The organism is Aquamicrobium ahrensii, from assembly GCF_040545755.1.
In the GTDB taxonomy this organism is placed as follows: domain Bacteria; phylum Pseudomonadota; class Alphaproteobacteria; order Rhizobiales; family Rhizobiaceae; genus Mesorhizobium; species Mesorhizobium ahrensii.
Genome location: NZ_JBEPMN010000010.1, coordinates 1 through 12,333, shown reverse-complemented (window position 1 = coordinate 12,333; position 12,333 = coordinate 1). Strand labels below are relative to the sequence as shown.

General features: G+C 63.7%; 10 protein-coding genes and 1 pseudogene. 6 read left to right on the top strand and 5 right to left on the bottom strand.

What is annotated here, in order from left to right; translation table 11 throughout:
• Positions 1–18 precede the first annotated feature (18 nt).
• From ABID44_RS12940 to ABID44_RS12920, 5 genes and pseudogenes are all read right to left on the bottom strand, one after another.
• The gene (locus ABID44_RS12940) at positions 19–876 is read right to left on the bottom strand and encodes an RNA polymerase factor sigma-32 (protein ID WP_354152129.1); all 858 of its coding nucleotides are present in this window, start codon (positions 874–876) and stop codon (positions 19–21) included.
• Positions 877–1,002: 126 nt separating this feature from the next.
• On the bottom strand, positions 1,003–2,052 hold the full coding sequence (locus ABID44_RS12935) for a dipeptidase (protein ID WP_354152128.1): 1,050 nt from the start codon (positions 2,050–2,052) through the stop codon (positions 1,003–1,005).
• A 44-nt stretch (positions 2,053–2,096) separates the two neighbouring features.
• Positions 2,097–2,306, bottom strand: a pseudogene (locus tag ABID44_RS12930) (Lrp/AsnC ligand binding domain-containing protein); the annotation flags it as partial.
• 150 nt (positions 2,307–2,456) lie between these two features.
• A complete protein-coding gene (phaR, locus tag ABID44_RS12925) occupies positions 2,457–3,062 on the bottom strand; it encodes a polyhydroxyalkanoate synthesis repressor PhaR (RefSeq protein WP_354152127.1) in 606 nt (201 codons plus the stop codon).
• A gap of 44 nt (positions 3,063–3,106) precedes the next feature.
• Positions 3,107–3,346: a hypothetical protein gene (locus tag ABID44_RS12920; RefSeq protein ID WP_354152126.1), complete on the bottom strand. Its 240-nt coding sequence runs from the start codon at positions 3,344–3,346 to the stop codon at positions 3,107–3,109.
• Between ABID44_RS12920 and ABID44_RS12915 the strand changes: the two genes are divergently transcribed.
• The 6 genes from ABID44_RS12915 (at position 3,347) to lpdA (ending at position 12,051) form a co-directional block, all read left to right on the top strand.
• The gene (locus ABID44_RS12915; protein WP_354152125.1) at positions 3,347–4,534 is read left to right on the top strand and encodes an acetyl-CoA C-acetyltransferase; all 1,188 of its coding nucleotides are present in this window, start codon (positions 3,347–3,349) and stop codon (positions 4,532–4,534) included.
• A gap of 128 nt (positions 4,535–4,662) precedes the next feature.
• Entirely contained in the window at positions 4,663–5,385 is a 723-nt protein-coding gene (gene phbB, locus ABID44_RS12910; protein ID WP_354152124.1) for an acetoacetyl-CoA reductase, read from the top strand.
• 630 nt (positions 5,386–6,015) lie between these two features.
• Entirely contained in the window at positions 6,016–6,483 is a 468-nt protein-coding gene (locus ABID44_RS12905) for an Lrp/AsnC family transcriptional regulator (protein ID WP_354152123.1), read from the top strand.
• Positions 6,484–6,674: 191 nt separating this feature from the next.
• Positions 6,675–9,362, top strand: a complete 2,688-nt coding sequence (gene mdeB / locus ABID44_RS12900) for an alpha-ketoglutarate dehydrogenase (protein ID WP_354152122.1) — start codon at positions 6,675–6,677, stop codon at positions 9,360–9,362.
• A gap of 12 nt (positions 9,363–9,374) precedes the next feature.
• Positions 9,375–10,652, top strand: coding sequence for a 2-oxo acid dehydrogenase subunit E2 (locus ABID44_RS12895; protein WP_354152121.1), 1,278 nt, complete (start codon positions 9,375–9,377; stop codon positions 10,650–10,652).
• 10 nt (positions 10,653–10,662) lie between these two features.
• A complete protein-coding gene (lpdA, locus tag ABID44_RS12890) occupies positions 10,663–12,051 on the top strand; it encodes a dihydrolipoyl dehydrogenase (protein ID WP_354152120.1) in 1,389 nt (462 codons plus the stop codon).
• Positions 12,052–12,333: the final 282 nt, after the last annotated feature.

Sequence of the window (12,333 nt, the reverse complement as noted above, 5' to 3'; positions counted from 1 at the left end):
ACCAGCGGGGTCCCAGATTCAGGCGGCCATGAACTCCGGATTGCGCGCCACCAGCGCCACTTTCAGCTTCTCCAGAGCCCGCGCTTCGAGTTGACGCACGCGCTCTTTGGAGATGCCCATGGCCTCGCCGAGTTCGGCAAGCGTCGCCCCTTCATCCTTCAGCCGCCGTTCCTTGATGATACGCAGTTCGCGCGGATTGAGCGCGCCAAGCGCATCCCTGAGCCAGATGCTGCGGCGCTCGATGTCGATGGTTTGCGACACCACCTCGTCTGGCAGAGGATCGCCGCAGACGAGGAAATCCATGCGCTCCATCGAATCCGGCTCGCCCGAAAGCGGCGCATTGAGCGAGCTGTCCGGCGCGGAAAGGCGCGAATCCATGGTCGCCACATCATCTTCCGCAACGCCGAGCGCGGTCGCGATCTCCTGATAGATGGTGGCGCTGGAAAGTGTGTCGTCGCCGGCGGCAAGCCGCGCCCTCAGCCGGCGCAGATTGAAGAACAGCGCCTTTTGGGCCGAACTGGTGCCGCCACGCACGATCGACCAGTTGCGCAGGATGTAATCCTGCATGGAGGCGCGAATCCACCATGTCGCATAGGTGGAGAAGCGCACCTCGCGCTCCGGTTCGAAACGCGCGGCCGCTTCCATCAGGCCGACATGCCCCTCCTGGATCAGATCGCCGATCGGCAGCCCGTAATTGCGGAACTTCGTCGCCATGGAGATCACGAGGCGCATATGCGAAACCGTCATCCGGTTCAGGGATTCCTGATCGCGCCGGTCGCGCCAGCTCTGCGCCAGCGCCTGTTCCTCCCCACGCTCCAGATAGGGCGCGGCCATGGCGGCGCGGATGAAATTGCGTTCTATGCTGTCCTGGATCATCACGACATTCCGACACTCGATGCGCTATGCCCGCATGTCGCGAAGAAGCCGCGGACATGTACGGGACCGCGACCTAAACGTGATGTGGGGCGGATTAGTTCCGCCCCGATGACAGCCTGGGGTTGACTATCCGATCGTGCGTTCCAGCACGCCCACCCAGTTTTTCCAGGCGATCTTCTCGATCAGTTCACGCCCGTAACCTTTTTCGGCCAGCGCCCCGATGAGGTTCGGCAGGCCCGAAACATCGCCGATTGCGGCCGGAATCGTGGCTCCGTCGAAGTCGGAACCGAAACCGACATGGTCTTCGCCCAGCGCCTCCAGCAGCGCGTCGATGTGACGGACCATCACGTCGAGGCTGGTGTTCGGGTTCATCCTGCCGTCGTCGCGCAGGAAGCCGGTGGCGAAATTCAGGCCCACCATGCCCTTCGTTTCGCGAATGGCGCCGAGCTGCCACCCGGTCAGATTGCGGGCGTGCGGGCACAGCGCGTGAACATTGGAATGGGTGGCGACCAGCGGCGCATCGCTCAGGTCGGCGACATTACGAAAACCCTTTTCATTGAGATGCGACAGATCGATCATGATACGCAGCCGGTTGCACGCCCTGACCAGCGCCTTGCCGGCGTCGCTGAGGCCGGGGCCGGTATCCGGCGTCGACGGCATGCGGAACGGAACCCCGTGACCGAACGCATTTGGCCGGCTCCATACGATTCCAAGGGAGCGCAGGCCCGCCGCATGCAGCACATCGAGTTCGGCAAGGTCTGTGTCGATGGCTTCCGCGCCTTCGATGTGGAAGACTGCGGCGAGCGTTCCCGCGGAAATGGCGGTCCTGACCTCAGCCGCGCTGCGACACACGCTGAGCGCGCCCGCGCGCTCCAATCGCAACAGGATGGAGGCCATCGCGGTGGTGGAAGTCAGCGCCTCCGCCCGCTCGAGCTCCGGCGCCAGCGGCTCGTCGAGGGCGGGCCTCGTCACGCGCGCCGGCGCAGACTCCAGAGGCGGCGGGAAGATTGCGAACATGCCGCCGACGAAGCCGCCCTTGCGGGCGCGCGGCAGATCGATGTGCCAGCTCGCCGGGCTGCCTTCGATGAACAGTTTTTCCTTGTCTCGTTCGGGCGCCTGATAGAGCTTCATCAGCGTGTCGTTGTGGCCATCGAAGACTGGGATCAGTTCTGTCACGTCGTCATGTCCTTAGGCATTTTGGGGGAGCGGGCTGAAAACTGTCAGATTGGTTCTCGCGACCCGTTTGGCAATTGTACGGCAAGACCCGCCTTGATGCGGTCCATCACCACCAGCGCACGAAAACGCCGGACATTGTGGTTTGCGAAGAACAACCGTCTCGTCAGCGCATCATAGCCGGACATGGAATCGACCGTGACGATGAGGACGAAATCGGCGTCGCCGGTCACATAATAGCATTTCTGCACGGTGGGAATACCGAGACCGCGACCGACAGGACGCGTTACGAAGCGCTCGGGGGAAATCACGCCCGAAAAAATTCTCGAAAGCGCCGGACGGTTCGCTCCCGGAAGTTCCTGAGCCGAAACGGAACGGGATGCGGCCGGCGACGCTTTCGGGAAAAACTACGCCAGATTGTCGAGCTTGCGCTGCATTGCGGCGATCTGCTCCTTCAGTTCCTGGAGATCGTCGCCGCGCTCGCCACCTTCCTTGCGCGTAGGCGCTTCCGCCTGCTGTGCGGCGGCCCCTGCGGGCGGGAACGGCGTGAACATGCGCATCGCGTTCTGGAACATCTCCATGTTGCGGCGCGTCTGCTCCTCCAGCGCCTTCATGGGCGACGGCATCTTCATCATGTCCATGGGCGTCTTCGGCAACGCATCCTTCATCTGCTCACGGAACCGTTCCTGCTCCTTGGCGAAAGCGAGCATCGATTGCTCCAGAAAGGACGGCACGATCATCTGCATCTGGTCGCCATAGAAGGCGATGAGCTGGCGCAGGAACGGGATCGGCAGCATGTTCTGCCCGTCCTTGTTCTCCAGCTCGAAAATGATCTGGGTAAGCACCGAATGGGTGATGTCGACGCCGCTTTTGGCGTCCTGCACCGAGAAGTCCTCGCCGCGCTTGACCATGGCGGCCAGATCCTCCAGCGTGACATAGGTGCTGGTTCCGGTATTGTAGAGCCGCCTGTTGGCGTATTTCTTGATGATCACCGGTTCGTCTTTCGCAGCCATCAGCGTCCTCCCCGATCAGCTTCGGCACATTGGTAAGCCAATACTTACAATTTGCGTTCCTGAATTGCAGGATAGGCGCAAAATCGATCCGGTTCCAAGAGATTTTGTGCAGTGCAGAATGGAGAGCGCCAGGAACGGCGGTGCAAAATGCTGCGCAGCATTGCAAAGCCGGCTTCAGCCGCCGCGTCCGGCTGCGGCATTTCCGGTTTGACAGGCGTTTCGGAAAGGGCAACAAAAGTGGGGGAAATCGTCGAATGCAGACCCCGCAAAGTCCGGAGAAACATATGTCCGCTTCCAGTTCCATCGTCATCGCCAGCGCCGCGCGCACCCCGGTCGGCTCCTTCAGCGGTTCTTTCGCAAACATGCCGGCGCATGAACTCGGCGCGATCGTGATCAGGGAAGTGCTGGCGCGCGCGGGCGTCGACGCCGCGGAGGTGGACGAGGTGATCCTCGGTCAGGTGCTCACTGCCGCGCAGGGCCAGAACCCGGCCCGTCAGGCCTCGATGCTGGCCGGCGTGCCGAAGGAGGCTTCGGCCTGGAGTATGAACCAGGTGTGCGGGTCGGGCCTGCGTTCCGTGGCGCTCGGCATGCAGCAGATCGCCACCGGCGACGCCCGCATCGTGGTGGCCGGTGGGCAGGAATCGATGTCGCTGTCGCCGCACGCCCAGCATCTGCGCGCCGGCGTGAAAATGGGCGATTACAAGATGATCGACACCATGATCAAGGACGGCCTGTGGGACGCCTTCAACGGCTACCACATGGGTGTCACCGCCGAGAACGTCGCGCGTGAATTCCAGATTTCGCGTGACGAACAGGACCAGTTCGCGCTGGCGTCGCAGAACAAGGCCGAGGCCGCCCAGAAAGCCGGCAAGTTCAGGGACGAGATCGTTTCGGTGACGGTGAAGGGCCGCAAGGGCGACACCATCGTCGAGGACGACGAGTATATCCGCCACGGCGCCACCATCGACGCCATGCAGAAACTGAAGCCGGCTTTCGACAAGGAAGGCACGGTGACGGCCGCCAACGCATCCGGCATCAATGACGGCGCGGCCGGCATGCTTCTGATGACGGAAGCCGAAGCGCAGCGTCGCGGCATCACGCCGATCGTCCGCATCGCGTCCTGGGCTACGGCTGGCGTCGATCCCGCGGTCATGGGAACCGGTCCGATCCCCGCCTCGAAAAAGACGCTCGAAAAGGCTGGCTGGGCTGTCGGTGATCTCGATCTGGTCGAAGCCAACGAGGCCTTCGCCGCGCAGGCCTGCGCCGTCAACAAGGGGCTGGGCTGGGACACCGATATCGTCAACGTCAATGGCGGGGCCATCGCCATCGGCCATCCGATCGGCGCATCGGGCGCCCGCATTCTCAACACGCTGGTTTACGAGATGAAGCGCCGCGGCGCGAAGAAGGGTCTGGCCACGCTGTGCATCGGCGGCGGCATGGGCGTTGCCATGTGTCTTGAGGGACTGAACTGATCCTGAAGGATAAAGCAGGCAGCAACGGGGTGCAGGGCGGGCCATGAGAGGACGACAGGACGAGAAACCGGACGGTCTCTGATCCCGTCGCCTGTTGCGGACTGCTCTGATAATGGAGAACCATCAGCATGAGCAGAGTCGCAATCGTCACCGGCGGAACCCGCGGCATCGGCGCCGCCATTGCAACAAAGCTGAGGGATGCCGGCTACAGCGTCGCCGCCAATTACGCGGGCAATGACGAGGCCGCCCGGACCTTCAACGAGGAGACGGGCATTCCGGTCTATAAATGGTCGGTTGCCGATTACGACGCCTGCGCGGCGGGCGTCGCGCAGGTCGAGGCCGACCTCGGTCCGGTTTCGGTTCTGGTCAACAACGCCGGCATCACCCGCGATTCCATGTTCCACAAGATGACGCGTGAGCAATGGAACGAGGTGATCGGCACGAACCTCAACGGCGTCTTCAACATGACGCATCCGCTGTGGACCGGCATGCGCGACCGCAAGTTCGGCCGCGTCATCACCATCTCCTCCATCAACGGACAGAAAGGCCAGATGGGTCAGGCCAACTATTCGGCGGCCAAGGCCGGCGACATCGGCTTCACCAAGGCGCTGGCGCAGGAGGGCGCGCGCGCCGGCATCACCGTCAACACCATCTGCCCCGGCTACATCGCCACCGACATGGTGATGGCGGTGCCGGAAAAAGTGCGCGAGGCGATCATCGCCCAGATTCCGGTCGGCCGGCTGGGCGAGGCGGAAGAGATCGCGCGTTGCGTGGTCTTCCTCGCTTCCGCCGACGCCGGTTTCATCACCGGCTCCACCCTCACGGCGAATGGGGGGCAGTATCTGACCTGATGCATCGGACATGTGCCGGTAAGGCACAGCATCGTTAACGGCGCGGCCTCATCGGCCACGCCGTTTTCCCATCCAGCCTGTGGACGACCTGTGGATAGACTGTGCAAGCCACAATATGTGGTGGTGAACGAAACGGGAAAGTTTGCGTGTCAGCGATTCGTCGCCGTTTCGTTCCGCCTTTGGCCGGATCGTTAACGTCATCCCGGCAATAGCATTGAGGAATGCTTAACACAGGTTAATAAAATCCATATTTTTCAACATGTTCAATGTTCCCTCAGCGCATGCGGGAGCTGTCTGCCGTCGTTTCCGGGCGATTCATGGCGATTCCGCCGAAAATACCTTCCCATCCGATTCAGCATCTAGATGGAGGTCATCATGGAAATCTACATATAGCCGTGAACGAAACACGAACTGGCGAGAGTCAGCGATTCGTCGCCGTTTCGTTCCAGACTCGTTCCACTTGCACGAAACCGGCGGCGCAACCTGCCGGAACGCATGATTTCGACCCGTTTCACGCGCACAAGGACAGGCTCTGCATAACCGTGCATGCTCATTTTCATGGTGTTCTGCGCCGCCATCGCACGTATAGTCAGGAGAATATGCCGCAAAATCAGCGACCAGGAACACATCATGCCGAAGCGACCGCTGGACGACACCGACCGCCGGATTCTGACCCAATTGCAGAAAGACAGCAGCCTCACCAACGTCGAACTGTCCAACCGGGTCGGGCTGTCCCCGTCACCTTGTCTCGCCCGAGTCAAGCAACTTGAACGCGATGGCTTCATCCGCGGCTATGTCGCTCTTGTCGATCCGGAAGCGCTCGACCTGTCGATCAACGTCTTCATCCAGGTAACGCTGGAAAAACAGGTCGAGCAGGCGTTGCGGACCTTCGAACAGAAGATGGGTTCCTTCCCGCAGGTGATGGAGTGCTATCTGATGACCGGCGACAGCGATTATCTGGTTCGCCTCATCGTGCCGGACATGAAGGCGCTGGAACATTTCATCGTCAACGAACTGACCAAGATACCGGGCGTCTCCAACATTCGCTCCAGTTTCGCCCTCAAGCAGGTGAAGTACAAGACCGCGCTCCCCATCTGACTTTCCGGCCATGGCAGCTGCGCACGCCATAAGCCACCACATCGTCAGGACGGCATTGCCATATTTTATGCTCACAGTTATCAGAATGGCGGCAGTTCATGCTGATATTTTAGCGAGCAGAAGCATTTTCGGCATCATATTTTCCGTACCCGCCGTTACAGTTGTCTCCGGAAGAATTGGGAGGAGGCAATATGAGCGACTTTTCTCCGGACCGCAGCGACCAGTCCGACATAGACCCTGTCGAAACGCGGGAATGGGTGGAGGCGCTCACCGCCGTCGCCGCCAGTTCGGGCAGCGAGCGCGCCGGATTCCTGCTGCGCCAGCTCGACGATGTGGCCCGCGCCAATGGCGTCTTTTCGAAAGGCCAGCCCTATTCCGCCTATCGCAACACGATTCCGGTCGCCCAGCAGGGGCCCTACCCGGGTGATCTGGAACTGGAAGAACGCATCACGTCCATCATGCGCTGGAACGCGCTGGCCATGGTCGTGCGCGCCAACAAGGCCTATGGCGAACTGGGCGGCCACATCGCCAGCTACGCCAGCGTCGCCGAGATTTTCGAGACAGGCTTCAACCATTTCTTCCGTGGTCGCACCGAAAGTTTCGGCGGTGATCTGGTTTACTTCCAGCCGCATTCCGCGCCAGGCGTCTATGCCCGCGCCTTTCTGGAAGGCCGCCTGAGCGAGGAGCAGCTCGCCAACTACCGTCAGGAGGTCAGCGGCGAGGGATTATGTTCCTATCCGCATCCCTGGCTGATGCCGGATTTCTGGCAATTTCCGACCGGTTCCATGGGCCTCGGGCCGATCAGCGCCGTCTATCAGGCCCGCTACATGCGTTACCTGGAGGGGCGGGGGCTCGCCACCACCGCCGGCCGCCACGTCTGGGGCGTGTTCGGCGACGGCGAGATGGACGAGCCGGAATCGATCGCCGGTCTGACGCTGGCCGCGCGCGAAAACCTCGACAACCTCACCTTCATCGTCAACTGCAATTTGCAGCGGCTCGACGGTCCGGTGCGCGGCAACGGCCAGATCATCCAGGAACTGGAAAGCCTGTTCATCGGCGCCGGCTGGAACGTCATCAAGGTGCTGTGGGGCTCGGAATGGGACGGACTGTTCGCCCGCGACAAGGATCTGGTGCTGTTGCGCCGCTTTGCCGAGACCGTCGACGGCCAGTATCAGGATCTCGGCAGCAAGGACGGCGACTATAACCGCGCCAAATTCTTCGATGCCGATCCGGCCAGCCGCGCGCTTGTCGCCCATATGACCGATGCCGAAATCCACGCGCTGAAGCGCGGCGGCCATGATTTCCGCAAGCTTCACGCCGCCTTCGCCGCCGCCAGGGCGCACAAGGGCCGCCCGACGGTGATCCTCGCCAAGACCAAGAAGGGCTACGGCATGGGCAATGCGGGCGAAAGCCGCATGACCGCGCATCAGTCCAAAAAGCTGGACATGGAGGCTCTGGTCGCCTTCCGCGACCGCTTCGACCTGCCGCTTTCGGAAAGCGATCTGGAGGGCCTGAAATTCTACAAGCCGGCCGAGGACAGCCGCGAGATGATCTATCTGCGCGAGCGACGCGCGGCGCTCGGCGGGGCCCTGCCCGCCCGCCGCTCCGGCCGCACGCCCGAAAGCCGCATCGCCGTTCCCGCGCTGGAAAGCTATGGCAAGTTCGCCACCGGCGCCGACGGCAAGGAGATGTCCACCACCATGGTCGCCGTGCGCATGCTGGGCGGACTGCTGAAGGACAAGGGCATCGGCCCGCGCATCGTGCCCATCGTCGCAGACGAAGCGCGCACCTTCGGCATGGACAACCTGTTCCGGCAGGTCGGCATCTACTCGCCGAAGGGCCAGCTCTACGAGCCCGAGGATGCCGGCTCGATGATGTACTACAAGGAGGCCAAGGACGGGCAGTTGCTGGAGGAAGGCATCACCGAGGCCGGCGCGATCTCAAGCTGGGCGGCGGCCGCCACCTCCTACAGCGTGCACGACACCCCCACCCTGCCCTTCTACATCTACTATTCGATGTTCGGCTTCCAGCGCATCGGCGACCTGATCTGGGCGGCGGCCGACCAGCGCGCGCGGGGCTTCCTGCTGGGAGCGACGGCGGGGCGCACTACGCTGTCGGGTGAAGGCCTGCAGCATCAGGACGGCGCCAGCCATCTCATAGCCTCGACCGTCCCCAACTGTCGCGCCTACGATCCGGCCTTCGCCGGCGAGTTGGCCGTCATCCTCGATTACGGCATGCGCCGCATGATGGAGGAGCAGGTCGACGAGTTCTACTACGTCACCGTGATGAACGAGAACTACGCCCAGCCCTCGCTGCAACCGGGCACGGAAGCGGACATCATCAAGGGTCTCTACAAATTGTCCACCCGCGGCGACGAGGGCGCAACCACCCGCGTGCGGCTGCTGGGCTCGGGCACGATCCTGCAACAGGTCATCGCCGCCGCCGACCTGCTGGCCGCACGTTTCGGCATCGCCTGCGATATATTCAGCGCCACCTCCTTCACCGAGCTGGCGCGCGAGGCGCGCGGGATCGAGCGCGCCAACCGGCTTTCCGCCGCCGAGGAGCCCCGGATCGGCCATGCAGCAAAGCTGCTGGCCGGAGACATGCCCATCGTGGCGGCGACCGACTATGTGCGCGCCCTGCCGCAGATGATCGCGCCCTATCTCGACGCACGCTTCATCGCCCTCGGCACCGATGGCTTCGGCCGCAGCGACACCCGAACGGCGTTGCGCGCCTTCTTCGAGGTGGATGCGCCCAGCATCGCGCTGGCGGCCATCGAGGCGCTGGTGCGCGATGGCCATGTCGATCGGAAGGTGCTCGTGGAGGCCATCGCCGAATTCGGCGTCGGGGCCGACGCGCCCGCCCCGTGGACTGTCTGAGGAGGAGCCGAGATGAGCAATCCGGTGAAGATCGCGGTTCCCGATCTGGGCGATTTCCGCGACGTGCCCATCATCGAAATGCCGGTGGCGGTCGGCGATATAATCGCCGCCGGCGACACGCTGGTCGTGGTCGAGTCCGACAAGGCGACACTGGACGTGCCCACCGAGATTGGCGGGCGCATCACAGCGCTTCATGTGGGCATGGGCGACAAGGTGAGCGAAGGCACCCTGCTGGCCGAAATCGAGATGGAGGGCGACATGCAGGACGCGCCGTCTGCCGCGCCTGCGCCTTCCCCGGCCCCGGCGTCCGCTCCCGCACCGCCGACCGAAGCCGCGCCGCAGGTCGCGGCGACGCCATCGCCCGCCGCGCCAGCCCCGGCACCATCTGCACAGGATGGCTCGCCGCCGCATGCATCTCCCTCGATCCGCAAGCTCGCCCGCGAACTGGGCGTCGACCTTGCCCGCATCGCCGGCACCGGCCCCAAAGGCCGCATCACCCGCGAGGATGTGCAGGGCTTCGTGAAGGCCGCGCTTCAGGCTCCGTCTGCGGCCGGCGGTATCGGCCTCGGCCTGCCTGACTGGCCCCGCGTCGATTTCGCCAAATTCGGCGAGATCGAGCGCAAGCCGCTGTCACGCATCGTGCGCATCTCCGGCCCGGCGCTGACGCGCAACGCCATCATGATCCCGCACGTCACCAATTTCGACGAAGCCGACGTGACCGATCTGGAAGCCTTCCGCAGGGAGATCAACACACAGGACGGCGCGCCGAAACTGTCGATCCTGCCTTTCGTGGTCAAGGCGGCGGTGGCGGCGCTCAAGACCTATCCCGCCTTCAACTCGTCGCTGGACGGCGACGACATGGTGCTGAAGAAATACTGGAACATCGGGGTTGCCGCAGATACGCCTGAAGGGCTGGTGGTGCCGGTGGTCAGGGACGCCGACCGCAAGGGCCTGCGCGAAATCGCCGCCGAGATGGCCGATCTGGCCGCCGACGCCCGCGCCGGACGCCTCAAGCCCTCCGACATGCAGGGCGCGACCTTCACCATCTCATCGCTCGGCGGTATCGGCGGGACGAATTTCACGCCCATCATCAATGCGCCGGAAGTGGCCATCCTCGGCATGACCCGCTCCGCGATCAAGCCTGTCTGGGACGGCGCAGCCTTTCAGCCGCGCCTGATCCAGCCGCTGTCGCTGTCCTGGGATCATCGCGCCGTCGATGGGGTGGCGGCGGCGCGATTCCTCGGTTTCATCAAGGACATCATGTCCGATTTCCGGCGCATCAGCCTGTGAGGAGAAGAGCATGAGCGAACATGCCGATCTGCTGGTCATCGGCGCGGGACCGGGCGGCTATACGGCCGCTTTCCGCGCCGCCGATCTTGGCCGCAAGGTTACGCTTGTCGATGCGCGCCCGACCCTGGGCGGGGTGTGCCTCAACGTCGGCTGCATCCCCTCCAAGGCGCTACTGCACGTCGCTGGGCTGATCGGGAACGCAGCCGAAGGCGCTTCACATGGCGTGAGCTTTTCCGCTCCCCAAATCGACATCGATGCGGTCCGCAACTGGAAAGAAGGGGTCGTCGGCAAGCTGACCGGCGGCCTCGCCGGGCTGGCGAAGCGGCGCAAGGTCACGACCATACAGGGCGCGGCGCGCTTCACCGGGCAGCACCAGGTCGAGGTGGCGACGCCGGACGGACCACGCCGCATCAGCTTCGATCAGGCGATCATCGCGGCCGGATCCAGCCCCGTATGGCTGCCGTTCCTGCCCGACGACCCGCGCATCTTCGACAGCACCGGCGCGCTGGAACTGAAGACCGCGCCGTCGCGTCTGCTGGTTCTCGGCGGCGGCGTCATCGGCTTGGAAATGGCGCAGGTTTATCACGCGCTGGGCTCGCGCATCACCATAGCGGAGCGCATGGGTCAGCTCATCCCCGGCGCGGACGCCGATATCATCAAGCCGCTGATGAACCGGCTGAAGGCCCGATACGAAGCCATCCATCTGGAAACCAGTGTCACGGCTGTCGAGCCGGGTGAAGCCCTCACCGTCAGCTTCGAGGGTCCGTCCGGCGCATGGCAGGGTGACTTCGACGCCATTCTGGTCGCCGTCGGCCGCCGTCCCAACGGCGCGGCGCTGGCGGCGGAGACGGCGGGCGTGACCGTCACCGGACAGGGTTTCATCCCCGTCGACGCACAGATGCGCACCAGCCAGCCGCACATCTTCGCCATCGGCGATGTGGTCGGCCAGCCGATGCTCGCTCACAAGGCCACGCACGAGGCCAAGGTGGCGACCGAAGTCGCCTGCGGCCACAAGGCGGCGTTCGAGCCGCGCTGCATCCCCTCCGTCGCCTATACCGACCCCGAGATCGCCTGGACCGGCCTCACCGAAACCCGGGCCAAGGCGGAAGGATGCAAGGTGAAGTCCGCCACGTTCCCCTGGGCGGCGTCGGGCCGGGCGCTGTCGATGGGGCGCGGCGAGGGCCTGACAAAGCTGGTGCTGGACCCGGATACGGGGCGCATCCTCGGTGCCGCCATCGTCGGCGTCAATGCGGGCGAGTTGATCGCCTCGGCCTGCCACGCTATCGAGATGGGGTCCGACGCGGCGGATCTCGCGCTGACCATTCACCCGCACCCGACGCTTTCCGAAACGCTGGGCTTCGCCGCCGAGGCCTTCGAGGGGACGCTGACCGATCTGTAGCGCTTTCTTGCGGGAGCCGTTTGGCTGGGGTCCGCCTTTACGCCGGGTTTGAAAAGGGCCACAAGGACTGTGAACGCGGGCTGACGTTGCGGCATCGGCCCGCGCATGCAGACAAGCCGGATCGAACAATCAGGATCATGATCCCGGTCGGCGCAAGCCGGATCAAGCCAGTCAAAGGATTAAAAAGATGCCTCCCTATCGCTCTCGTACGACGACGCATGGCCGCAACATGGCCGGGGCCCGTGGTTTGTGGCGTGCGACGGGCATGAAGGACGGCGATTT